Source organism: Haloferax sp. ATCC BAA-644 (assembly GCF_000336975.1).
GTDB lineage: Archaea > Halobacteriota > Halobacteria > Halobacteriales > Haloferacaceae > Haloferax > Haloferax volcanii.
Genome location: NZ_AOLF01000034.1, coordinates 29,579 through 51,812 on the forward strand (window position 1 = coordinate 29,579; position 22,234 = coordinate 51,812).

The 22,234-nt window shown below is 67.4% G+C and carries 21 protein-coding genes and 2 tRNA genes; 7 read left to right on the forward strand and 16 right to left on the reverse strand.

What is annotated here, in order from left to right; translation table 11 throughout:
• Nucleotides 1-267 precede the first annotated feature (267 nt).
• From C458_RS14865 to C458_RS14880, 4 genes are all read right to left on the reverse strand, one after another.
• Nucleotides 268-340 (reverse strand) — tRNA-Pro (locus C458_RS14865).
• Nucleotides 341-389: 49 nt separating this feature from the next.
• Nucleotides 390-2,138, reverse strand: a complete 1,749-nt coding sequence (locus tag C458_RS14870) for an SLC13 family permease (protein ID WP_394295458.1) — start codon at nt 2,136-2,138, stop codon at nt 390-392.
• Nucleotides 2,139-2,317: 179 nt separating this feature from the next.
• Nucleotides 2,318-4,372, reverse strand: a complete 2,055-nt coding sequence (locus C458_RS14875) for a DEAD/DEAH box helicase (RefSeq protein ID WP_008576952.1) — start codon at nt 4,370-4,372, stop codon at nt 2,318-2,320.
• Nucleotides 4,373-4,490: 118 nt separating this feature from the next.
• Nucleotides 4,491-4,880: a cupin domain-containing protein gene (locus tag C458_RS14880; RefSeq protein ID WP_008576954.1), complete on the reverse strand. Its 390-nt coding sequence runs from the start codon at nt 4,878-4,880 to the stop codon at nt 4,491-4,493.
• 86 nt (nt 4,881-4,966) lie between these two features.
• On the opposite strand from C458_RS14880, the gene C458_RS14885 reads away from it, so the two are divergent.
• The gene (locus C458_RS14885) at nt 4,967-6,139 is read left to right on the forward strand and encodes a M50 family metallopeptidase (RefSeq protein WP_008576955.1); all 1,173 of its coding nucleotides are present in this window, start codon (nt 4,967-4,969) and stop codon (nt 6,137-6,139) included.
• Nucleotides 6,140-6,157: 18 nt separating this feature from the next.
• Here C458_RS14885 and C458_RS14890 read toward each other — a convergent pair whose 3' ends face one another.
• Entirely contained in the window at nt 6,158-6,982 is an 825-nt protein-coding gene (locus C458_RS14890; RefSeq protein ID WP_008576957.1) for a molybdopterin-binding protein, read from the reverse strand.
• Nucleotides 6,983-7,709: 727 nt separating this feature from the next.
• A tRNA-His gene (locus C458_RS14895) sits at nt 7,710-7,782 on the reverse strand.
• A 150-nt stretch (nt 7,783-7,932) separates the two neighbouring features.
• Here C458_RS14895 and C458_RS14900 point away from each other — a divergent pair.
• Nucleotides 7,933-8,394: a DUF5814 domain-containing protein gene (locus tag C458_RS14900; protein ID WP_008576960.1), complete on the forward strand. Its 462-nt coding sequence runs from the start codon at nt 7,933-7,935 to the stop codon at nt 8,392-8,394.
• A 39-nt stretch (nt 8,395-8,433) separates the two neighbouring features.
• On the opposite strand, the gene C458_RS14905 is transcribed toward C458_RS14900, so the two are convergent.
• The 3 genes from C458_RS14905 to C458_RS14915 form a co-directional block, all read right to left on the reverse strand.
• Complete coding sequence (locus C458_RS14905) at nt 8,434-8,847, reverse strand: ribbon-helix-helix protein, CopG family (RefSeq protein WP_004044633.1); 414 nt, start codon at nt 8,845-8,847, stop codon at nt 8,434-8,436.
• 165 nt (nt 8,848-9,012) lie between these two features.
• A complete protein-coding gene (locus C458_RS14910) occupies nt 9,013-9,603 on the reverse strand; it encodes an RPA family protein (protein ID WP_004969002.1) in 591 nt (196 codons plus the stop codon).
• Complete coding sequence (locus C458_RS14915) at nt 9,604-10,539, reverse strand: replication factor A (protein ID WP_008576963.1); 936 nt, start codon at nt 10,537-10,539, stop codon at nt 9,604-9,606. It abuts the gene before it with no gap.
• A gap of 168 nt (nt 10,540-10,707) precedes the next feature.
• Between C458_RS14915 and C458_RS14920 the strand changes: the two genes are divergently transcribed.
• Both C458_RS14920 and C458_RS14925 read left to right on the forward strand, forming a co-directional pair.
• On the forward strand, nt 10,708-10,989 hold the full coding sequence (locus tag C458_RS14920) for a hypothetical protein (RefSeq protein WP_008576965.1): 282 nt from the start codon (nt 10,708-10,710) through the stop codon (nt 10,987-10,989).
• Nucleotides 10,990-11,055: 66 nt separating this feature from the next.
• Entirely contained in the window at nt 11,056-12,060 is a 1,005-nt protein-coding gene (locus C458_RS14925; RefSeq protein WP_008576967.1) for a mannose-1-phosphate guanylyltransferase, read from the forward strand.
• Nucleotides 12,061-12,078: 18 nt separating this feature from the next.
• Here C458_RS14925 and C458_RS14930 read toward each other — a convergent pair whose 3' ends face one another.
• The 3 genes from C458_RS14930 to C458_RS14940 all read right to left on the reverse strand — a co-directional run bounded on the left by C458_RS14930 (nt 12,079) and on the right by C458_RS14940 (nt 14,036).
• Nucleotides 12,079-12,864 (reverse strand): SDR family oxidoreductase, encoded by a 786-nt coding sequence (locus C458_RS14930; protein WP_008576969.1) that lies wholly within the window; start codon nt 12,862-12,864, stop codon nt 12,079-12,081.
• 118 nt (nt 12,865-12,982) lie between these two features.
• The gene (locus C458_RS14935; protein ID WP_008576971.1) at nt 12,983-13,477 is read right to left on the reverse strand and encodes a Tfx family DNA-binding protein; all 495 of its coding nucleotides are present in this window, start codon (nt 13,475-13,477) and stop codon (nt 12,983-12,985) included.
• 76 nt (nt 13,478-13,553) lie between these two features.
• On the reverse strand, nt 13,554-14,036 hold the full coding sequence (locus C458_RS14940; protein WP_008578512.1) for a TRAM domain-containing protein: 483 nt from the start codon (nt 14,034-14,036) through the stop codon (nt 13,554-13,556).
• Between the two features lie 90 nt (nt 14,037-14,126).
• On the opposite strand from C458_RS14940, the gene C458_RS14945 reads away from it, so the two are divergent.
• The gene (locus tag C458_RS14945; protein WP_008576974.1) at nt 14,127-14,813 is read left to right on the forward strand and encodes a hypothetical protein; all 687 of its coding nucleotides are present in this window, start codon (nt 14,127-14,129) and stop codon (nt 14,811-14,813) included.
• Between the two features lie 144 nt (nt 14,814-14,957).
• On the opposite strand, the gene C458_RS14950 is transcribed toward C458_RS14945, so the two are convergent.
• The gene (locus C458_RS14950; RefSeq protein WP_049897075.1) at nt 14,958-15,953 is read right to left on the reverse strand and encodes a radical SAM protein; all 996 of its coding nucleotides are present in this window, start codon (nt 15,951-15,953) and stop codon (nt 14,958-14,960) included.
• A 108-nt stretch (nt 15,954-16,061) separates the two neighbouring features.
• Here C458_RS14950 and C458_RS14955 point away from each other — a divergent pair, with 108 nt between their 5' ends.
• Together C458_RS14955 and C458_RS14960 are read left to right on the forward strand one after the other, a co-directional pair.
• A complete protein-coding gene (locus C458_RS14955; RefSeq protein WP_239638783.1) occupies nt 16,062-17,945 on the forward strand; it encodes a PAS domain S-box protein in 1,884 nt (627 codons plus the stop codon).
• Between the two features lie 130 nt (nt 17,946-18,075).
• Nucleotides 18,076-19,209: a DUF373 family protein gene (locus C458_RS14960; RefSeq protein ID WP_008576979.1), complete on the forward strand. Its 1,134-nt coding sequence runs from the start codon at nt 18,076-18,078 to the stop codon at nt 19,207-19,209.
• A 37-nt stretch (nt 19,210-19,246) separates the two neighbouring features.
• Here C458_RS14960 and C458_RS14965 read toward each other — a convergent pair whose 3' ends face one another.
• The 3 genes from C458_RS14965 to C458_RS14975 all read right to left on the reverse strand — a co-directional run bounded on the left by C458_RS14965 (nt 19,247) and on the right by C458_RS14975 (nt 22,179).
• Nucleotides 19,247-20,089 (reverse strand): polyprenyl synthetase family protein, encoded by an 843-nt coding sequence (locus C458_RS14965; protein ID WP_008576980.1) that lies wholly within the window; start codon nt 20,087-20,089, stop codon nt 19,247-19,249.
• Nucleotides 20,090-20,431: 342 nt separating this feature from the next.
• Nucleotides 20,432-21,385 carry an electron transfer flavoprotein subunit alpha/FixB family protein gene (locus C458_RS14970; RefSeq protein WP_008576982.1) on the reverse strand — a complete coding sequence of 318 codons (954 nt, stop codon included), beginning with the start codon at nt 21,383-21,385 and terminating at the stop codon, nt 20,432-20,434.
• Complete coding sequence (locus C458_RS14975; protein WP_004044618.1) at nt 21,382-22,179, reverse strand: electron transfer flavoprotein subunit beta/FixA family protein; 798 nt, start codon at nt 22,177-22,179, stop codon at nt 21,382-21,384. The genes C458_RS14970 and C458_RS14975 overlap by 4 nt, the downstream gene beginning before the upstream one ends.
• Nucleotides 22,180-22,234 lie beyond the last annotated feature (55 nt).

The window sequence follows — 22,234 nt, forward strand, 5'->3', positions numbered from 1 at the left end:
CGACAGCGGTGAACGTGGTTGTCGGAATCGCCGTAGACTCGACGGAAGTCGCGGGTGACGTGTGACCCGCAGTACCGACAGCTACTCGCGTCGCTCTGGGACTCGAGTAGCATCATGCCAACCACCTCAAACGGCCGTTAGAACCGGCAAGAACGGCCGATTCAGCCTTAATGGGTATGGGACCGCCCGGNCTCGAGTAGCATCATGCCAACCACCTCAAACGGCCGTTAGAACCGGCAAGAACGGCCGATTCAGCCTTAATGGGTATGGGACCGCCCGGATTTGAACCGGGGTCACGGGCACCCAAGGCCCGAAGTATACCAGGCTAACCCACGGTCCCGCACATACGACTCTCCCCGTCGCGGAGTAAAGGGTTTCGTTCCGCCCCGTCAGGTCAGGGGGAAGAAGTACGCGACGCCGATAGTCGTCACCACGCCGAGAAGCAACTGGAGCGGGCCGCCGACGCGGATGTAGTCCGTGAACTTGTAGCCGCCGGGACCGTAGACGAACAGGTTCGTCTGGTAGCCGACGGGGGTCATAAAGGCCGTCGACGCCGCGAACATGACCGCGAGGACGAACGAGAACGGGTCGGCGCCGAGCGTCGTCGCGGCCTCGATGGCGACCGGAATCATGAGCACGACGCTCGCGTTGTTCGAGATGACGTTCGTCAGGAGCGCCGTCACGAAGTAGAACACGCCGAGGACCGCGATAAGCGGGAGGTAGTCGCCGGTCATCACGACCAGTTCGGCGAGGAGTCCGGCGGCCCCGGAGTTCTCCATGGCGATGCCGAGCGGGATGACGCCGGCGAGCAGGAAGATAACGTCCCACTGGACGGCGTCGTACAGTTCGGTCGGGCGGAGACATTTCGTGGCGACCATGGCGAGCGCGCCGAGGAGCGCGGCGACGACGATGGGCAGGAAGCCGAGCGCGGCGAGCGCGACGACGCCGGCGACGATGCCGACGGCCACCGGAATCTTCGACTCGCGGTAGTCGTGGCGCTCGATTTCCTGGGCGACGATGAAGTTGCGGTTGTTGTCGAGGCGCTCGATGCTCTCGACGGTCGCCTGCACGAGCAGCGTGTCGCCGACGCGGAGGGGGAGGTTGTCCATCCGCCGGCGGATGAGTTCGCCGCCGCGGCGGAGCGCGAGCACGGTCGCGTCGTACCGCTGTCTGAAACTCGCCGAGGCGAGCGACTCACCGACCAGCGCCGACCCCGGCGCGACGACGACTTCGACGAGGTTCTGGCCGCGGTCGGCGAGTTCGAGTTCGTCTTCGGTGACGGTCGCCGGCACGAGGTCGAGCCCCTCCACGTCGAGCAGTTCGACGAGCGTGTTGCGGTCAGTTCGCAGGGTGAACACGTCGCCCGGCTGAATCTCCTTCGGGCCGAGCGGTTCGAGGAAGACGCTCTCGCCGCGGATGAGTTGGAGGAGGTCGACGTCGAACTCCGTCTCGACGAGCGCCCGCTGGACCTGCTGGCCGACGAGCGGAGAGTCCTCGCGGACGACGACCTCGGTCAGGTACTCCGCCATCTCGAACTCCTCGGTGAGGTCGCGTCGGGGTTCGATTCGTTCCGGGGTGAGCCGCCGGCCGATTGTCATGAGGTAGACGACGCCGACGGCCATGACCACCGCGCCGAGCGCGGTGAACTCGAACATCGAGAAGGGCGCTTCGCCCGTGATGCGCGAGTAGACGTCGCTGGCGAGGATGTTGGTCGACGTACCGATGAGCGTCAGCATGCCGCCGAACATCGAGGCGTACGACAGCGGCAAGAGCAGCTTCGACGGCGAGGTCCGCCCGCGCTCCGCGAGGTCGGTCACCATCGGGAGCAGGATGGCGACCGCGGCGGTGTTGTTGATGAAGCCGGAGATGGGGCCGACGACGCCGACGGTCGCGCCGAGCTGTCGGAGTTCGCTGTCGCCGGTGAACGTCGATATCTTCGCGCCCAGCAGTTGGATGATACCGGTCCGCTGGACGCCCTCGCTGAGGATGAACATCGCCAGGACGGTCAGCGTCGCCGTGTTGGCGAACCCCGAGAGGGCGTCGCCGGGGTACGACTCGAACAGGATGATCGGCGCGCCGAGCAGCCCCGCCGAGGCGAGCGCCTCGGAGGCGGGCTGAATCAGCATCAGCGACACCATCACGCCGATGGCCGTCACGTCGACCGGGACGGGCTCGGTCGCGAAGAACGCCAACGCGACGAGGATGACGGCGAAGACGACGAGGATGTCCGGCGTTATCGCTACCACGCGGTCACCGACGCGTCGGCGGCCAAAAAGCGTGCGGGATTCGGACTGTCTCTCGGCCGAGCACGTCGTCGCTACCGGCCTTCCTCGTCGAGTTCGAGGTCGGCGACGATTTCGTACGGCGACGACCCCTTTCGGATGCCGTCGAGGATGGCGAACGCCTCCTTCGGCGAGAGGAACTGCCGGGTCACGGCGAGGCCGAGCGGCGTCGGGTCGAGGCCGTCGATGAAGCCCCACTCCAAGAGCTTCCCGACCGCGTGGGTCGTCGGCAACTCCCCGAGCATGCGGTTGTTGAGCGCCTTGGCCTTCGTGCCGGCGACGACGATGTTCGCCAGCGTCTCCTCGACCGCCGACGACTGGTCGTACACCGTCCTGACCTCCTCCATCTCGCCTTTGAGGAGCTTGAACGCCACCTCGTCCTCGGTCATCTCCATCGTGTTGTGATAGCTCGCGTCGGGTTCGACGAGCAGGTAGACGACGCCCTTGTCGTGGTAGTCGGGTCGGCCGGCGCGGCCGAGCATCTGGCTGAACTCCTGGACGGAGAGCCACTCGATGCCCATCGCCAGCGTGTCGAAGATGACCTGCGACGCCGGGAAGTCGACGCCGGCGGCGAGCGCGGCGGTCGTCACGACGGCCGCGAGGTCCTGATTGGCGAACTGCCGCTCCACGCGCTTTCGCTGGCCGTAGTCGAGGCCGGCGTGGTACGCGGCGGCGTTGTAGTCCATCTTCCGGGCGATTTCGTGACACCGCCGCCGCGAGTTGGTGAAGATGATGGTCTGGCCGCGGTAGCCCTTCGAGGACTTCGAGTCGAACGCCTGTCGCACGAGGCGGTTCTCGATGCGCGGCTTCTCTTGGCCGTCGGCGAAGGTGACGTGGCGCTCGATGGGGACGGGGCGGTCCTCGTACTCGACGAGGTTCGCCCGGAGGTTCTGTGCGAGCCACTTCGGGTTGCCGACGGTCGCAGAGAGGTAAATCCACTGCGCGCCGCCGTAGCCCTCGCGGCGCTTCGCGCGGGACTCGCAGTAGTGTTTCAGGCGGGCTATCATCCCGTCGAGGCGGTGGCCCCGCTCTTCTTCTTTCAGGGTGTGGACCTCGTCGATGACGACCGTGCCGATGTCCCCGAGGTCCTTCCCGGTCCGGAGCGCGTGGTCGATGCCCTCGTAGGTGCCGACGATGACGTCGGCGTTCGGGTCGAAGCGGTTGCCGTCGTCGTTGATTCGGCTCGCGCCGACGCGGATGGTCACCTTGCCGAGGTGGCCGTAGCGCTCCTTGAAGTCCTCGTGTTTCTGGTTGGCGAGCGCGACGAGCGGGACGAGAAACAGCATCTTCCCGTCGTCGTTCAGCATCCGGTTGATACCGGCGAGTTCGCCGACGAGCGTCTTCCCGGTCGCCGTCGCGCTCACCACGAGTTGGTCGTCGCCGTCGAGCAGGCCGTTGTCGATGGCGAGGCTCTGGACGGGGAGCAGGGTGTCGAAGCGCTCGGTCAGCATCGACTTCAGGTTCGGGTGGAGGTCGAGCGTGCTCGTCTCGACCAACTCCACGTCCTCCGTCGTCGCGCTGATAGTGTCGAACTTCGTCAGGTCGGGGTCCAACTCGCCTTGCAGTAGGTTCGTGATACGGGTCAGGTCGCCCGTCTCGTACAGGAGTTCCTCCAGGCGCTCTTGGGCCGCCTGCGTGAGGCCGCCCGCGAATGAGAGCTCGCCCTCCAGCTCTTGGACGGCACAGTCGCGGCAGATGTGCTCGTGTTCGGCCTTGATGGCCGTGTCGTCGGTGATGGGCGAGTACCGGCCGTTGACGGCGCAGCGGCGGCAGGTCCGCACCGTCAGCGCCTCAAGCTGGTAGCCGTCGAGCATCTCCTTTAGCTCGTCGCGGCCGTCCTTCGGCGTCTGCTGCGAGATGCGGATGCGGGCGGCCGACCGGGCGAGTTCGACGAACTGGCTCGGGTCGCGCGGCGAATCCTCTCCCTTCCGCGTCACCAGAAAGCGCAGGGGGCGGGGCCCCGCGTTCGTCTCTTTGAGTTCGAGCTTGCCGCGGAGCACCCGCTTTCCGTCCCGGCGGGCGACGACGAGGTAGTCGTCTCCCGTCTGGTGGAGAAACAGCGTGTCGACGCGGGTGACCTGTTTAGACACGGTGGCTGCTACGGCGACGTGGTATTTCAGGGATTCGCCTGCGACCGCTCGGGTTCGACAGCGACCCGCACGCGGCCTCGTTGCCTCGGCCTCTGCGACCACCAGTCTCCAACCGCGCTCAGGCGTCGGCGTCGTCGGCGAGTTCGATGGCGTCGTCGCCGTTGGGGACCGCACAGAGGAACGCCCCTTCCTCGTCGGACTCGTTTCGGTACCAGTGGACGACGCCGGCGGGAATCAGAAGCGAGTCGCCGGCTTCGACCTCGTACTCCTCGTCCCCGATGCCGACGACGTACCGGCCCGAGAGGACGTACTGCTCGTGTTCGACCTCGTTGGTGTGTTTCGGCACCGACGCGCCCGAATCGAGGACGAACCGCCGGATGGCGAAGTTCGGCGCGCCGTCGGCCTCGGAGACGAGGACGCCCTTCGACATCCCGTCGGCCGCGCCGACCGCCTCGTACTCGATGTCCGCGCCCCGCTTGACCACCGGCTCCGGTCGGGAATCGCTCATATCTCCCCGTCGATTGCCCGCCCGCGTAAGCATTTCCCCGTCTCTCCGCCCTGACTGCTTAAGGCCCCCCCGCGGCTACTACGGGTATGCGAGGAATCCGCATCGGTAGCGTCTTCGGCATCCCGATAAAGTTGGACCTCACGTTCCTCATCGTTCTCCCGCTTTTCGCGTGGCTCATCGGCTCGGACGTGACGAATCTCGCGCTCATCGTCAACGACCTCTTCGGCTCGACCATCGACGGCGCGGCCATCTCCGCGGGGTCGATGCAGTGGGTACTCGGGAGCGCGGCCGCCATCGGGCTGTTCGCCGGCGTCCTGCTCCACGAGTTCGGCCACTCGCTCGTCGCCATGCGCTACGGCTACGAAATCGAGTCCATCACGCTCTGGCTCTTCGGCGGCGTCGCCCGGTTCAAGGAGATACCCGAGGACTGGAAACAGGAGTTCACCATCGCCGTCGCCGGCCCGGTCGTCTCGGTCGCCATCGGCGTCGTCTCCTACGCCGGCTTCCTGTTGCTCCCCGAGTCGCAGGCCCCCGCGCAGTTCGTCCTCGGCTACCTCGCGCTGGTGAACGTTTCTCTCGCCGTGTTCAACATGCTCCCCGGCTTCCCGATGGACGGCGGGCGCGTCCTCCGGGCGCTCCTCGCACGGAACCGCCCGCACGCGAAAGCGACGCAGATGGCCGCCGAGGTCGGCAAGGTGTTCGCGTTCCTGCTCGGCCTGTTCGGCCTGTTTTTCAACCTGTTTCTCGTCGCGCTCGCCTTCTTCATCTACATGGGCGCGTCCGGCGAGGCCCAACAGACGGTCCTCAAGGCGACGTTCCAAGACGTGGTCGTCCGCGACATCATGACCGGCCGCGATAACCTCGACGTGGTCGACGAGAAGACCTCCGTCGCGGAACTCCTCGAACGCATGTTCGTCGAGCGCCACACGGGCTACCCGGTGCTCAGAAACGGCGACCTCGTCGGCATGGTCACCCTCGACGACGCCCGCGGCGTCAAGGAGGTCGAACGCGACGCCTTCCGCGTCGACGACATCATGAGCGACGAACTGGCGACCATCACCCCCGACGCCGACGCGATGGACGCCATCGCCCTCATGCAGGAACGCGGCGTGGGCCGCCTCCCGGTCGTCGACGAGGCGGGGGAACTCGTCGGCCTCGTCTCCCGGTCGGACCTCGTCACCGCCTTCAACATCATCCGCAGTCGCGGGTCGCTCGACGCCATGCCCCGCTCCGACGCCGGCCTCGCACAGCTTCGCTGACCCGCATCGCTGGCTCGATTACTCGCCGTCGTGGCTGCCCAACCGCCCGTCGTCGCGGCCGATTTGACTTCGTTCTTCGCCGCCCGTCTCCGCCTCGCGCGCCGCCTCGACCGCGGCTTCGCTCTCGTAGAGGTCGACCGTCGCGTTCGCCCGGAACCACGCCATTGCCTCGTCGAGCGCCGCCGGGTCGCCGCCGGTGAGCTTGATTCGCGTCGGCCCGCCGCTGTTGGGATAGCTCCCGACGCCCACGCCGAAGCGCTCGGTGACGACGCCGAGTTCGCGGGCGACGGCCCCCTCCGGCGCGTCGGCGTAGACCACCCGTGACCGAACGTCGCCGGCGAATCGCTCGGCGATGGACTCGAACATCGGCTTCATCTCCGTGGGGATGCCCGGTAAGACGTAGACGTTCCCCGCCCGACAGCCGGGCGCGAGCCCCTCCTCGTTCGGGAGCACCTCGGCGTCGGCGGGCATCGAGGCGTACCACTCCGGTTCGAGGTCGAAGTCGATGTCGGACCGGTGTTCGAGAATCGCAGCGATGGTCGATTCGACCTGCGCCGCGGCCTCCTCGTTGACGACGAACGCCCGGTCGAGACCGGCGGCGACGGCCTCCATCGTGATGTCGTCCGGCGTCCCGCCGAGGCCGCCCGTGACGAGGACCGCGTCGAAGGCGGCCGCCCAGTCAGCGACCGTCTCGGCGATGACCCCGTGGTCGTCGGGGACCGTCTGAATCCGCGCCACCGTCGCCCCACCCTCGCTGAGCCGCCGAGCTAACCACGTCGCGTTCGTGTTCTCGATGTCTCCCGCCAGCAGTTCGTTGCCCACGGTGAGGATGGCGATCTGCATGGCTGAGTGCTAGTACTTCCAGACGAAAGACCTGCCCGTTTCCGGCGTTCCCTTCGGGATGTCGGCGACGGGCGCAGTCACGACGGGTCGCGTCGCGTCGCTCTCGGCGGTTCGAGCGCGGAAAAGCGAGGTGGACCGGCGACGACCCGTGGGCCGGCTGGTCAACCCGCCGGAACCGTGGGACCGACGGGGTCTTCGTTGTCCTCCGGGTCGCCGCGGTTGAGTATCGCGTCGCGGATGCGGTCGAACACCGAGTTGTCCGCGCGGAGTTGGGTTCTCATCCCACAATTGATGTTAGTGTGTGACACACTTGGGTCTGGTGGGCGATTGGAGATGCTCACGTCTCGATTACGTCGCTCACCGGTCGAAATTGAGAGAAGCGGTCCAAGTGTGAGGACTGAACGGCGCGAGGTGGCCCCTCACGTGCTCACGCTCGCTTCGCTCGCGTGAACCTCGGTCGCTTCGTTCGCTCTCGCTCACTTCGCTCCCCGGTTCAATTCTCTCGGGTTCGACTTCGCACATTCTCGATGGTACTCGCGGTGCTCGCTGGCGCGAGCACAGCTCGAAAGAGTGAGAATGTAAAGAAGAGGTCCAGGTGCGAGAATTGAACCTCGGTCGCAACAAGTTGCTCCCTGGCTCAATTCTCGCAGTCGCCCGTCACAGTACATTTCGAGATACAGGTTCGCGCACGCGACGCGGCGCTCACCGGTCGAAATGTAAAGAAGAGGTCCAGGTGCGAGAATTGAACCCGCGTCTCAGCCTCCACAAGGCTGAAGGATAGTCCACTACCCCAACCCGGACACGCTGCAATCCTTCCTAATCCGCTACGACTAAAATACGTTACGCTACGGCCTCGGAATGACAGTACGTAACAGAGGTCATCCCCATCGGCCCCTCCGCGACGGCGAGCGGGACGCTTTTGCCGCGGTGGCCCGAAGTCGCGGATAGCAGTGGCTATCACCGACAAGATCTATCTCAAAAACCACCGCCAAATCGTCTCGCAACTGGATACGAACATCCCCAAGCGCGTCTTCAGCGGTGCGACCCTCGAAATCCTCTACTCCGGCGAGGGACTCGCCAAGGTGGACGACGCCACCCGCGACCGCCTGCTCGACTTCGCGCAGGACTTCCTCGACTGCGAGAACTCCGACGACATCTACACCGGCTACCCCGAGCGCCAGTTCATCGAGTACCTGCTCGAACTCCGCGCGCAGGGCCTCGGCCCCGACGCCATCGTGGACGTGATGACAGACGACTACATGGTGTACGCCTACCCCGGCGACGTGCTTTCGTTCCTCGACGACTCGGTCCGGACGCTCGAATCGGTCGAGGCGCTCGCGGACGTGGAAGGAGACAGAGAGATGCAGGACGAGGCGCGGCGGGCGAAGCAGGACCTCGTCGGTCCTCGCTGAACTCGGTGGGCGCGGACGCCGCGGCGGAGACGACGGCGCTTAGCCGAGGCGGAACGACGGCTCGTCGCCCGTATCGAGGTCTTCCAGTTGGATGACCTCCTCCACGTCGTCGTGGTCGTTTTCGACCTGCTCGCGCAGGTAGTTCACGTAGCCCTTGTGCTCTTCGAGCTGCTCGCGGAGGTGTTCGGCCTCCAGTTCGAGGCGCTCGTGCTCGCGGATGAAGCTCTTGGGGACCTCCACGGTCGGGGGGAACGACTCGTCTTCGCCCTCGCGCAGCTTTTCGAGTTCGTGTTTGGGGACGACCTGCACCTGACCGTCGTGGGCAACTAACGTGTCCACGTAGTCGCGGAAGACGGCGGACAGGGAGATGTCCCGCTCCTCGGCTATCTCCCGAAGGGTCTCGAACGCGTCCTCGTTGACGCGAAACGAGATGGTCTTGTTCTTGTTGCCCATGATATTGGTCGGTCCGTGGTGAGGCCACTTAATGGTTCGTCAGACGAGGGGTCCCGGGCGTCGTGAGTCGTCGCAAAAAGGGGCGTGTGACGGTGGAACTCGGCCGTCGGTCGTCGTCGGTCGTCGTTCAGTGCCGACGCGCACGAAACGGAGCGAGACGCCCGCTTACGCGCTCAGTTCGTCGGCCTGTTCGAGGCTCTCGAGCGCGGCGATGGCGGCGCGCTTGTACTCCTCGGGGTCGAGGTCGTAGTGCTCGCGGGCCATCCGCGCGTACTCGTCGCCCTCGTCGTCGAACGCCGCGATGCGGTCGAGCGTCTTGTCCGCGGTCTCGGTCACCCAGCGGTCGCGCGTGGCGGCGTCGACCTCGGTGATGGACTCGGGTCGGACGGAGACGTTGATACTGCCGTCGTCGGTCTCGTACGTCCGCGGCTTGCCGACGACCGCGACGTAGGCGGGCGCGTCGAGGTCGCGAAGCGCGCTGGCGGCCTCGGGCTGGTACTGACCGGCGTAGACGAAGAACGTCCCCGTCGGGTCGACGATGCGACCGCGCCAGTACTCGTTGTCCTCGCCGACGTCTTCCTTCTCGGTCAGCGTGCCGACGAGGAAGACGCGGTTGGCGCTCTCGCCCGTCGGAAGCAGCAGATAGACGGGCGCGCGCTCGTCGTCCGACTCTTTGAACGTGTAACCGGCGTCGTTGAACTCCTGTGCGAAGACGCGCCGGGCGACCTCTCGGGTGGGGATTTCGTTGGAACTCATTTACATCGACCTCGCTTTGATGAGCAGTTCTTCTGCGTCCGCCGGCTCGCGCAGCCGCTCGACTTCGTTGGCGAGCACGTACCGACCCAGCGTCGGGCCGGTGACGCGGTAGTAGAACCCCACGAGGTCACCGCGCATCTCCTCTTCGACGATGGTGGTGTCGAGGGCGTCCATGGCCATCTGCTTCGCCTCGTCCAGTTCGATACCGGTCAGCTCCTCCGTCATCTCCCGGTTGAAGATGACTTCGTGGACCTCGTCGCCGTCGTCGACGACGGCCTTGATTCGGAGGTCGAACTCGCCTTCGACGCTGCCGTGTTCGGAACAGCGCCCGTTCTGGAGGACGCGCGTACAGCCCTCCTCCGGACAGCGCTTGATGAGGCCGCTCCCCGACTGGATGTCCACGAGCGCGCCCTCGACGCTGGTCGAGTCGTCGCCGACTTCGATTTCTTCGTCGAGTTCGGTGATGCTCGTCGTCCGGTTGAGCTTCACGGAGAAGTTGCCCTGGTACTCGTCGGTGACGACGTTGCCGAGCGCGTACGACTTCCCCTCTTCGAGTTCGGGGAGTTCGGACGTGGTGAAGGCGATGAACTTCATCCGCCCGGAGTCGTCGCCGAGCAGGCCGACCTGCGCGACGGACTCGCTCCGGGGTTCCCAGAGTTCGACGACCTTCGCGCGGACGTCGACCCACTGCTCGTCCTCGTCGATGTCGTTGAGCAGGGTCTGTTCGTTCCCGCCGGCGCCGCCGGCGAGCTCGTCGCGCTCGATACCGGCCTCGTCGAGGTAACTGTTGACGACGCTCCGCCGCGCTTCGTCGACGGGGACGCGGTACTCGCTGACGAGGCTCTCTAATCGTTCTTCGACTTCGTCCGCGGACACGTCTAGGTGGTCCGAGAACTGGTCGGCTATCTCAGCCGCGTGGGTTCGCAAATCAGTCATGGTCTACCTCGCCTCCACCTTGGTTTCCATTGGGAGGCATATCGAGGTTGGATGCGTATTCATATAAAAATGTCTGAGCCGGAGTGAAAGTGAACGTCACGCCGGAGAGCGCGCCAGAACCGTCGCACCGAGCGAGGAATTGATAGCCGCGGGGACGCATTCGACACCATGGACGACCGCCTCGAAAGCATCATCCGCAGCGCCGCCCGCTCGGCCGGCAAGCGCTACGAGGAGGCCAAGCGCGCCTACCGAGACGGTCGTGACTCGCCCCCGGCGAAGTCGCTCCCGCGGGACGCCGAGGGCCGTGCGAAACTCGTCTGTCGCCGCCACGCCGAGCGCCGCGCCGTCGCCGTCGACGGGAAGGGCCGGCCCGCCTGCTTCGACCCCGACCACCCCGACTGTCAGGGCTGCGTCGAGGACATCCGCGAGGGGATGGTCGAGACGTGGTAGGCGACGCGGGGGAGCGAGGCGAGCGCGACGTGGTACGGTTTTGAGGCTGTGGCGCCACCGGCCCGTATGGACCGCCCACTCGTCGCGCTCGTCCTCGCCGGCGGCACCGGCACCCGCCTGTACCCCGCGAGCCGGAGCGACCGGCCCAAGCAGTTCCTCCCGCTCGGCGGCGACCGCTCGCTGCTCGCGGAGACCGTCACCCGCGCCGACTTCGCCGACCACGTCGTCGTCTCGACGCGGCCGGCGTTCGCGGACGACATCGCTGACCACGCGCCCGACGCCGAGGTCGTGGTCGAGCCCGCGGCCAAGGACACCGGCCCGGCGCTCGTCTACGCGACCCACCGCATCGCCGCATCGTACGACGACCCAGTCGTGGTCGTCCTCCCGAGCGACCACCACGTCGGCGACGGCTTCGCGGAGGCGATGACCCGCGGGGCGCGCGTCGCCGCCGACACCGACTCCCTCGTCGCCTTCGGCGTCGAACCCACTCGCCCGGAGACCGGCTACGGCTACATCGAACCCGGCGCGAACCGCGGCGACGCCCGTGACCTCGCCGCGTTCCACGAGAAACCGGACGCCGAGACGGCCGCCCGCTACGTCGACGAGGGCTACCTCTGGAACGCCGGGATGTTCGCGTGGACGCCCGAGGCGCTGTGTTCCGCCGCGCGCGACTCGCCGCTCGCGCCCCTCCTCGACGCCCTCGACGACGGCGACGCGGACGCCGGCTTCGAAGCGGTCGAGGGCGTCAGCATCGACTACGCGGTGATGGAGCGCGCCGCCGACGCGGCGGTCGTGCCGGTCGGCTTCGAGTGGGACGACCTCGGCTCGTGGGACGCCCTCGAACGAATCGTCGCCGCCGACGGGGACGGCAACGTCGCGCTCGGGGACGACCCGGTGTTCGTGGACGCCGCGGACAACGTCGTCGCCACCGACGGCGCGACCGTCTCGCTCGTCGGCGTCTCCGACCTCGCGGTCGTCGCGTGGGACGACCGGGTGCTCGTCGTGCCGAAAGAACAAGCGCAGAGAGTCCGCGACGCGGTCTCGGTCCTCCGCGACCGCGACGCGTTCTGAGACGGGCCGAGCGCCGCGTCAGGCGCTCCGCAGTCGGCCGCCATCCACCGGGACGCAGGCCCCGGTGACGAAACTCGCGCGGTCGCTGGCGAGGAACGCGACCACGTCACCGAGTTCTCGCGGGTCGCCGACGCGGCCCAGCGGAATCCCGTCGGACCACGAGTCGAGGCCCTCCTCGTAGGTGTCGTGGTCGCCGCGCTCGACGGCCGCCTCGACCAGTTCCTCGATGCGGCTCGTTTCGTGTGCGCCCGGTAGCACCGCGTTCACCCGCACGCCCGGCGCGAGTTCGCGCGACAGCGACTTCACGAGGCCGATGACGCCGCGGCGGACCGCGTTCGAGAGGATGAGGTCGTCGATGACCTCCTTGACGGAGGTGGAGGTGATGCAGGTAATCGTCCCCGCGTCGCTCGCTTCGAGGTGCGGCCGCGCCGCCCGCACGGTCCAGACGGCGCTCATGACGAGCATGTCGAACGCGCCGTACCACTCCCGTTCGGTCAGGTCGGCGAAGCCGCCCGGCGGCACGCCGCCGGCCGAGGTAACGACGTGGTCGACGCCGCCGAACTCCTCGACGGCAGCCTCGACTAGCGCCTCCACGTCTCCCTTGTTCGTGATGTCGGTCTCGACGCCGAGCACGTCGCCGTCGAGGTCGTTCAGTTCCGATTCGGTCGCCGCGAGGCGCTCGGAGTCGCGCCCGCAGACGACGACGTTCGCTCCTTCGTCGGCCAGCGCCGCGGCGCTCGCGCGCCCGAGACCGGCCGAGCTCGCCGTGACGACGACCGTGTCGCCGTCGAGTCCGAGTTCCATGTCCGGGGCGACGACCGCCGCGAGCAAAAGCGTGGGCCTCGCGGCACGACGTGTGGCGAACCGGGGCCGTCAGAACGGCGGGTCGGTGCGGTCGGCTGCGCGCTGTACGCTGTACGGCTCAGACACCGTCGGCGTGTCTGCGGACGCGGACGCGGCCGTCGCTCGTGACGCCGACGAACAGCTGTTCTTTGATTTCTCTCCCCTCCACCGCGTCGCCGGCCGCGTCGGAGACGATTTTCATCAGGTCCGGCGCGGTCTGGTTCACCTTCACGCCCGCCTCGTCGCAGGCGTCGTACACCTGCTTGGGAACGTCGTAGAGGTCGCTTCCGGTCGGGACCTCGACGCGGACCGGCGCGGTGAGCGCGTCCACGAACGTCACCGTCTCGCGGGCCTTCTCGACGTTGGCGCGGGCGCTGGCTTCGATGCTGGAGACGTTCGCGCGCGAGGTGCCGAGGAAGTCAGCGATAGTCGACTGGCGGACCCCACGCTCGCGCAGCGCGAGCACCTCCGCTTGCCTTCGCGTGAGGACGCTCGCGTCCGGGTCGAACCCCGCCCTGTCGAGCAGTTGGTCTACGTCGGGGACCGTCTCGTCGTCGCGTCCGGCGTCGCTCATACCTCGGGGTAGGTCTCGGGGGTGAAAAAAGATACAGCAGGCTGACTGTCCACGGGACGCCGCCGCCGACTCGGCGTTACTCGCCCCAGAAGTTGTCTCGGCTGCCGAGCGCCTCGGGGCGCTTCGGACCGTCGCGACCGCTTCCCTTCGATTTGGCGTCCGCGCCGGTTGACTCGCCCGTCCCGCTCGTCTCGCCCGCCTCGTTCCCCTCGGCTTCGGGGTCGAGCGGCAGGCGCTCGACGATTTTCTTCGCGCGGGCGTGGCTCCCCTTCACCCGGTCGATGCGGACGATGGCGCGCGCGTCCGGCAGGAGCCCGTCCACGAAGACGATGAAGCCGTCTTCGGTCCGCCCGACGCCGGCACCGCTCTCGTGGATGTCCTCGACGGTGACGATGACCTCCTCGCCCGGCTTGACCGGCTGCTGTTTGAGCTCGGAGATGGGGCGCTCGTAGTGGTCGCACCACTCCGCGCCGCCGCGGTCGCCGTAGTACTGGCACCCCATGCCCGCGATTCGTTCTGAGAAGCTCGGGCAGTCGTCCGCGAGTGGACAGTCGGACATGCGGGGAGGTACACTAGGGGCACTCTAAACGCTTGCGGGTAGCCCGTCGCCCGCCGAAACGCTTTCCGTCGCGCGCTCGAACCCCGCGGTATGGCAGCACGCGTCCCCGAGTTCGCACTCCTTATCGGCGTCTTCCTCGGCCTCTCTGCGACCGTCTCCGCGGCGGTTCTCTCGGGCGCGCTGTTTCGCCCGCTCCTGTTCGGTGCCGCCGTCTGTTACCCCTTCGCCGCCTTCGGCGTCCTCCGGTCTGACGACCCCTCCGAGGCGCTGCCGCCGCGGGTCGTCCTCGGCCTCGGCGTAGCCATCGGCCTCCTGACCGCGGCGACCGCCGTCCTCGAACGCGCGACGGTCGAACCGCTCGACGGCGTGTTCGCCGCCGTCGTGGTGTCGCTTCCGCCCGTCGCCTACGCGGTCCGGTTCGGCGCGGACGTGAACCCCCTGTCTCCGGTCCAGTCACTCGCCTGCTGCGCGGTCGTCGGCGCGGCGTTTCTCGCGCTCGCCCCGCGCCTCGGGACGACGAGCGCGCTCCTCGGGTTCGTTCTCGGACTCTCGGGCGCGCTCTACGCCGACGCCCGCGGATTCAGGCCGACACACCGCCAACAGCGCGCCGGCATCGCCGCGGGCGTGTTCGTCGGCGTCGCGGTCGCGGCCGCCGGCGTCGCGACGGGTCTCCCTCTCGGGCCGACCACGGCCGCGGCTGTCGCCGCGGCACTCACGCCGAGTCTGTCCGTCGCGCTCGCGAGAAACCGGGGGCAGCCTCACCGCTTTCGGTCGTGACGGGCGCGTGAACCTCCGGACATATCTGGAAAAACGACGCAGACTTCAGGCCAGCGGCGTCCGCTCGACCACGGTTCCATCCCACCTTTTTCCGGAGTTCGCGTTCGCTCACTCCGCAAAAATCTGGACCAAAAACACCGGAACTCAGGCCAGCGGCGTCCGCTCGACGACCGTGCCGTCGTAGGTCGGGTACTGCTCGACGATTTCGCCGTCGTCCACGTCGCCGTCTTCGATCATCTCTTCGAGGAGCCACCACGCGACCTCGACGTGGTTCGACTTGATGCTGTAGAACTCGTCGGGGACGCCGAGTTCGATGAACCGCTCGGCGGGCGTGTAGGTCTTGCCGTAGACGAGCGTGCCGTCGTCCGTCACCTCGTCGAAGGGGCGGCGGAGGTTGCGGGCCATGCGCTTCAGGCGATTTCTGTGCTGGGCGGCGTCCTTGAACACGGAGGTGCAGAAGTAGACGCGCTCGTGGTCGCCCATCTCGTCGAGGATGGCCTCCTTCGAGCCGTCGACCGCCGACATGTGACCGTCTTGCAGTTCGTAGCCCTTCTCCTGCATCCGGCGGTAGTTCCCGTCGGACATCTCGAACTCGTTGATGTTGCAGAACTCCGCGGCCCCCTCGTCGAGGAACTCGAGGAACTCCCGTTCGGCGCGGATGCCCGGAATCTCGAACGCCGGGGTGAGGCCCTCCTCGCGGGCGATGTAGAGGATATCTTCCCACTCGGTGCCGTGCATATCGCCCCAGAGCTCGAGCGGCGGATGGAAGCGAATCTCGTCGAGACCGGCCTCGGCGAGACGACGCATGTTCTCGCGGCCGCCCGTGATTCCCGTATAGAGGTGGATGTGGTGGTCCTCACCGAACTCGTCTTTGAGAAGCGAGATGTATCGGCAGGTCTTGTCGAGCGCCTCCTGCGGTTCGCCGCCGGTGATGGACGACCCGAGCGCGTCCATGCGTTTCGCCTCCTCGATGACGTCGGCGTCGGACTCGACTTTCCGCTCGTTGGCGTACACGTCGGTGACGTTCTTGCGATTCTCGCCGAGCGGGCAGTAGAAACAATCGCGCTGGTCGCAGTACCCGTAGACGAACAGGACCATCTTCCCGCCCATGGCGCACTGTTCGCATCCCTTCGAGATCATTCGATTACGGACACCTACTTGGCGCATCGTCAAAAGGCGTCCGACTTCGGTCGGTTGCTCCCCGGATTCGCCGGTACGATTATTATTGTCTGTGACTGACACCATCTCATGTCTCTCGGTCCCGTCGTTCGTGTTGAGCCCCCAGTACGGGTGCTCCTCGTCGACGACACCGAGACGGCCGCGGACACGGCGTCGGCGCTCGACGCCCGCGACCGCCTCGATGTCGCGGCGGTCGACGCGCCGACCGTGGCGCTCGCGATGCACGCCGAGACGCCGTTCGACTGTATCGTCACCGAGTTCGACGACACCGCCGGTCTCGATACGCTGCTCCGCGTCCGCGAGCTGCCGAACCCGCCGCCCGTGATTCTGTTCACCCGGCTCGACTCCGAGAAGGCGGTCCGCGAGGCGGTCGCCGCCGGCGTCGCCGACGTGGTCGACAAGCGACCGACCGACGCTCAAATCGCGGTGCTCGCCCACCGCATCTCGAAGGCGGTCGCCGCGGCCCGCCAGTCGACCGAACTCGACGAACTGCACGCGTGGCTCCGCGTCGTCGCCGAGCAGTCGCTCGTCGGCCTGTACGTGATACGCGACGGCCGGGTCGCGTTCGTCAACGAGTATCTCTCGAACTTGCTCGGCTACGACACGGACGAGGTGGTCGGCCGACCCATCACCGAGTTCGTCGTCGAAGAAGACCGCGCCATCGTCGAAGAGAGCCTGCGAAACAGGTCCCACGGCAGCGTCGAATCGATGTCGTACACCGTCCGCGTCCGGGATTACGCCGACGAGCTGACCGCGCTGGAAATCACCGGCCAGCGGACGACGGTCGACGGCGAGCCGGTCGTCGTCGGGACCGCGATGGACGTCACGGCCCGACTGGAGTCCGAACGACTCCTCAGACGGTCCGAGCGCCTCACCAGCCAAATCATCTCGTCGCTCCCGGATATGGTGTTCATCTCGGAGCCCACCGAGTTCGACATCGTCTACATCAACGACCAGTTCGAGAGCGTCTGGGGACGCGACGTGTCGCTTCTCTACGATGACCCGAACTCGTTCCTCGACCTCATCCACGTCGACGACCGAGACCAACTGACGCGGGCTATCGACGAGATGTTCGTCGACATCCGAGACGGTGCCGTCGACGACCAGTACGAGTTCGAGTTCCGTTTCGTTCCCGAGGGGAGCGAGCGTATCCACTGGGCCACCGCCCGCGCGGTCCCGCTCCTCGGTGAGAACGGCGACGTGACGAACATCCTCGGCGTGATTTCCGACCTCACGGAACGCATCAGCCACGAGCGCGAACTCGCCCAGCAGAACGCCCGGCTCGACGCCTTCGCCCGCGTCCTCTCGCACGACATCCGCGGGCCGCTGGCGGTCGCACAGGGCCGGCTCGAACTCGCCCGCGAACTCGACGACGACAGCCACCTCGACCACGTCGAGCGCGCCCACCGACGCATCACCGACGTGGTCGAAGACGTGCTGTCTCTCGCCCGCGACGAACGCTCCGTCCTCGACGCGACGGAGGTCTCGCTGGCCGACGCCGCGGCCACCGGCTGGGAAATGTGCTCGTCGAACGCCGACCGCGTCCGCTGTGAAATCGGCGAGCTTCCGGTGGTCGAAGCCGACGAGAGCCGGACGACGCGCCTCTTCGAGAACCTGTTTCGGAACGCGCTGCAGCACGCTCGAAACGGCCGCGCCGGCGCGGCCGACCGCGGCGACGAGCCGACCGACCTCGTGATTCGCGTCGGCGCGCTTCCGTCGCGCCGCGGCTTTTTCGTCGAGGACAACGGGCCCGGCATCCCGGCGTCGATTCGCGACCGCGTCTTCGACGCCGGCTTTTCGACCAAAGACGGCGACGGAAACGGCCTCGGACTCGGCATCGTCCGGCAGATTGCCGACTCCCACGGCTGGGCGGTTCGGGCCGTCGACGGCGCGGCCGGCGCGCGCTTCGAGGTGCTTTTCGACCCCGTCGGTGAGGCCGGCGCGGCGGAGTGAGCGCCGCGGCTCACGGGCGGGTCGCGACCGCGCGCCCGAGGCCGACCGCTCGCTCGGTGAGACCGACGGACCGCGCCACCGCGACCGCTCCCCCGAAAGCAGATATATCCCCGTGGCATAGGAGTCAACGATGCTCTTGGTCCTCTGTGTCGACCTCGACGACGACCTCGGCCGCAAGACGGGTCTGTCGACGCCCGTCGTCGGCCGACAGCGCGTCGAGGACGCCGCGGTGGCGCTGGCCACCGCGGACCCGGAGGACTCCGACGTGAACGTCCTCTTTCAGGGCATTCAGGTCCACGACGAACTCCTCGAATCGGAGGACGAGGAGGTCGAAGTCGCGGCGGTCACCGGGTTGGAAGGCAGCGACGTGAAGGCGAACCGCGCCATCGGCGACGAGATAGACACCGTCCTCGCGAGCCTCTCGACCGGCGAGCCAGTCCACGCCATCGTCATCACCGACGGCGCACAGGACGAGTCGGTCCTGCCGGTCATCCGCTCGCGCGTCCCCATCGACGGGGTTCGCCGGGTCGTCGTCAGGCAGGCCCAGAACCTCGAATCGATGTACTACACGATGAAGCAGGTGCTCGCCGACCCCGAGACCCGCGGGACCATCCTCGTCCCGCTCGGCATCCTGCTTCTCATCTACCCCTTCGTCACCATCGCCAGCTTCTTCGACGTGCCCGGCGCGGTCGTCCTCGGCCTCATCTCGGCGCTCCTCGGGCTGTACACGCTGTTTCGCGGGCTCGGCCTCGAATCAGCCGTCGACGAGGCGGCCAACCGCGCGCGGAACGTCCTCTACGCCGGCCGCGTCACCATCATCACCTACGTCGCCGCCGCGGCGCTCCTCGTCGTCGGCGGCGTCCGCGGGGTCGAACTCCTCGAAACCGTCTCGGAGAGCGTCGCGGGCGACCCCCCGGCGGGGCTCGTCCTCGCCACGCTCGTCCACGGCGCGGTCGAGTGGTTCGCCGCCGCCGGCATCACCAGCAGCCTCGGGCAGGTGACGGACGAGTACCTCCACGACCGCTTCAAGTGGCGCTATCTCAACGCGCCGTTCTACGTGCTCGCCATCGCCATCGTACTGTACGCGCTCTCCGGGTTTTTCCTCCCCGAGGGCGTCGTCGGCGTCCAGAAGTTCTACCTCCCCGGGCTCGCCGTCGCGCTCACGGTCGGCACGCTCCTCGGCGTGCTGAGCACGCTCACGTTCGCGGTGGCGGAGTCGCGCTACCCGACCGGCTCCGACGGCGAAAACGAGCAACCGGCGTAATCGGCGTTCCCCGCAGACTGTGTTTCCGCTCGACTCCTCAGCTCTCGCGGACGATGACGAACTCCGCGAGGTCGCGGAGGTACTCCAGGGGCTCCGAGTCGTCGACGCCCGAGGACTCGAGGGCCGAAAGCGCCTCGTCGGCCTGCTTGCGGGCCCGGCGGTTCGCTTCCTCGGGGGTCAGGTCGGTCACCTGCACGAGCGACGGCCGGCCCATCTCGGCGTCCTGTCCCGTGGGCTTGCCCAGTTCTTCCGCGTCGGCGGTGGCGTCGAGCACGTCGTCGCGAATCTGGAAGGCGACGCCGACGCGGGCCGCGTAGTCACCGAACGCCTCGACGACGTGGGCGTCGCCGCCCGCGGCGACCGCGCCGAGTTCGGCGGCAGCGCGGAACAGCGCGCCCGTCTTGCGGTGAGCGAGCTGCATGTACTCGGCTTCGTTCGAGGGGACCGCGACCAGTTCGGTCGCCTCGCCCTCGCCGAGTTCGACCATCGATTCGGCGACGATGCGGGTGGCGCGGTCGGACGACGACAGGAGGGCGAACGCCTCCCCGAGCAGGCCGTCGGAGGCGATGATGGCCGGGCCGTAGCCGTACTCGGCCCACGCGCTCGGCGTGCCGCGGCGGATGTCAGACCGGTCGATGATGTCGTCGACGACGAGCGAGGCGTTGTGGACGAGTTCGACGCCGACCGCGAAGTCGACGGCGTCTTCGGGGGTGCCACCGACGGCCTCGCAGGCGAGGATGGTCACGGCGGGGCGGACGCGCTTGCCCCCCGCGAGAGCGACGTGGTCGAGTTGGTCGGCGAGTTCCGACGGCTCGACCGCCGAGACGACCTCCTCGAGGCGGTCGTTTACCATCGTGACCCGGCGCTCCAGGTATTCCATTGTCGGTTCGTAGGGTTGGGTAGGGAAGTACGTACCGGATTTCCGAAAACCGAGCGCGGAGGCGGTCGCCGTCGGCGGTTCCTGACCCGTCAGCGAGGTCGAGATTGTGTGCCCTTTCGCGTTCTCTCACGCCGGGCGTTTCACGTTCGTCCACGCTGTCCCGTGCCGTGAGCGAGGAGCGTTTTTGGTGACGCTTTTGCCGAGGGCGGCCTCGGGCCGCCCGCAGCGCAAACGGTTCTATTCGAACTGCTCGATGAGCTCCGGTACCACGTACGACCACCTTTTTCCGGACGCTCACGAGTTCGCGTCCGCAAAAATCTGGACCAAAAAACGGCCGGGTACTTACTCGAACTGCTCGATGAGCTCCGGTACCACGTCGAAGAGGTCACCGACGATGCCGTAGTCGGCGATGTCGAAGATGGGCGCGTCGGGGTCGGTGTTGATGGCGACGATGTTCTCGGCGCCCTTCATCCCGGCGACGTGCTGGACCGCGCCGGAGATGCCGACTGCGATGTAGAACTTCGGCGTGACGACCTTCCCGGACTGGCCGACCTGCCGGTCCTTGGGGAGCCAGCCGTTGTCGACGATGGGCCGCGACGACGACAGCGTCGCGCCGAGCGCGTCGGCGAGGTCCTGCACGAGCTCGATGTTCTCTTCTTCTTCGATGCCGCGGCCGACCGAGACGAGCACGTCGGCGTCGGCGATGTCCACGTCGCCGCTGCCGACCTCTTCGAACCCGGTCACGCGCGAGCGCACGCGAGACTCATCGAGGTCGAACGAGAACGCCTCGATGGCGGGCTCGCCCGGCTCCTCGGCGGCGTCCCACTCGCCCGGACGGACGGTGACCGCGGCGCGGTCGGCGTCGACTTCCACGGTCGATTCGACCTTCGAGGCGTACATCTCGCGGGTGACGACGAGACCGCCGTCGTTCTCCAGCCCGATGGCGTCGGTCACGAGCGGGCGGCCGAGGCGCTCTGCGACCGCGGGGGCGTAGTCGAGACCGTTGACCGTGTTGCCCATGAGGACGTACGTGGGGTCGAGTTCCCCGGCGAGCGCTTCGACGGCCTGCACGGACACGTCGTGGTTGAACTCGTCGCCCTCGGCGACGGTGTGAATCGCGTCCACGCCGGCGAGCGAAAGCTCCTCGGCGAAGGCGTCCACGTCGCCGCCGATGATTGCGAGGTGGAGGTCGCCGCCGGTGTCGCTGACGAGGTCGCTCCCGGCCGTCACGAGTTCGAACGACACGTCGCGGAGGCTTCCGCGGCGGTGCTCGACGACGGCGAGCACGTCGCTCATTGCGCGCCCACCCCCTTCTCGCGGAGGACGGTCGCAAGGTCGGCGGCCTGCTCCCCGGCGTCACCCTCGAAGTAGGTCGCGTCGGACTCGGTCTCCGGCTCGTACACGTCCGTCAGGACGAGGTCGGATTCGACCGCCGCGGCGTCGAGGCCGAGGTCGGAGAGCGCGAGCGGCTTGATTTCTTTCGATTGGGCCTGTCGAATCCCGCGCAGACTCGCGTACCGGGGTTCGTTGATACCCGTCTGGATGGTGAGGACCGCGGGGAGGTCGACCTCGGTGAGCTCCTCCACGCCGCCTTCGAGTTCGCGGCGGACGTTCGCCACGCCGCCGTCGGCGTCGAGGTCGAGGGCGTTCACGACCGCGGCCCACTCGAAGCCGATTGCCGAGGCGAGCGAGACGCCGGTCGCGCCGAAGCTGTCGTCGTTGGCCTGCACGCCCGTCAGGACGAGGTCGGGGTCCTCGTCTTCGACGACCGCCGAGAGGAGGCGCGTCTTCGCGGCCACGTCGAGCAGGTCCACACCGTCGAGCGCGTCGTCCCACACGCGGACCGCGCGGTCGACGCCCTTGGCGAGCGCCATGCGGATGGTCTCTTCGGACCGCTCGGGGCCGATGGTGACGGCGACGACCTCCACGTCGTCGTCGCTCTCCTCGGCGATTTGGACGGCTTCCTCGACCGCGTACTCGTCCCACTCGTTGAGGTCGTAGTCGAGGTACTGGTCCGCCACGCGGAGCCCGTCGAGCTCGAAGTCCTCTTCGACCTCGGCTACCTCCTTGACGGTTACGAGAATTTTCATCAACGTTCACTACCGACCGGGGCGAATAAACGTTTTCGCACCGCGGCCGTCCGCG

Coding starts and splice junctions, on each gene's coding strand:
- C458_RS14870 (WP_394295458.1), bottom strand. CDS start 2,138: ATGGTGTCGCTGATGCTGATTCAGCCCGCCTCCGAGGCGCTCGCCTCG.
- C458_RS14880 (WP_008576954.1), bottom strand. CDS start 4,880: ATGAGCGATTCCCGACCGGAGCCGGTGGTCAAGCGGGGCGCGGACATC.
- C458_RS14885 (WP_008576955.1), top strand. CDS start 4,967: ATGCGAGGAATCCGCATCGGTAGCGTCTTCGGCATCCCGATAAAGTTG.
- C458_RS14890 (WP_008576957.1), bottom strand. CDS start 6,982: ATGCAGATCGCCATCCTCACCGTGGGCAACGAACTGCTGGCGGGAGAC.
- C458_RS14905 (WP_004044633.1), bottom strand. CDS start 8,847: ATGGGCAACAAGAACAAGACCATCTCGTTTCGCGTCAACGAGGACGCG.
- C458_RS14910 (WP_004969002.1), bottom strand. CDS start 9,603: ATGAGTTCCAACGAAATCCCCACCCGAGAGGTCGCCCGGCGCGTCTTC.
- C458_RS14915 (WP_008576963.1), bottom strand. CDS start 10,539: ATGACTGATTTGCGAACCCACGCGGCTGAGATAGCCGACCAGTTCTCG.
- C458_RS14920 (WP_008576965.1), top strand. CDS start 10,708: ATGGACGACCGCCTCGAAAGCATCATCCGCAGCGCCGCCCGCTCGGCC.
- C458_RS14925 (WP_008576967.1), top strand. CDS start 11,056: ATGGACCGCCCACTCGTCGCGCTCGTCCTCGCCGGCGGCACCGGCACC.
- C458_RS14930 (WP_008576969.1), bottom strand. CDS start 12,864: ATGGAACTCGGACTCGACGGCGACACGGTCGTCGTCACGGCGAGCTCG.
- C458_RS14935 (WP_008576971.1), bottom strand. CDS start 13,477: ATGAGCGACGCCGGACGCGACGACGAGACGGTCCCCGACGTAGACCAA.
- C458_RS14940 (WP_008578512.1), bottom strand. CDS start 14,036: ATGTCCGACTGTCCACTCGCGGACGACTGCCCGAGCTTCTCAGAACGA.
- C458_RS14945 (WP_008576974.1), top strand. CDS start 14,127: ATGGCAGCACGCGTCCCCGAGTTCGCACTCCTTATCGGCGTCTTCCTC.
- C458_RS14950 (WP_049897075.1), bottom strand. CDS start 15,953: ATGATCTCGAAGGGATGCGAACAGTGCGCCATGGGCGGGAAGATGGTC.
- C458_RS14955 (WP_239638783.1), top strand. CDS start 16,062: ATGTCTCTCGGTCCCGTCGTTCGTGTTGAGCCCCCAGTACGGGTGCTC.
- C458_RS14960 (WP_008576979.1), top strand. CDS start 18,076: ATGCTCTTGGTCCTCTGTGTCGACCTCGACGACGACCTCGGCCGCAAG.
- C458_RS14965 (WP_008576980.1), bottom strand. CDS start 20,089: ATGGAATACCTGGAGCGCCGGGTCACGATGGTAAACGACCGCCTCGAG.
- C458_RS14970 (WP_008576982.1), bottom strand. CDS start 21,385: ATGAGCGACGTGCTCGCCGTCGTCGAGCACCGCCGCGGAAGCCTCCGC.
- C458_RS14975 (WP_004044618.1), bottom strand. CDS start 22,179: ATGAAAATTCTCGTAACCGTCAAGGAGGTAGCCGAGGTCGAAGAGGAC.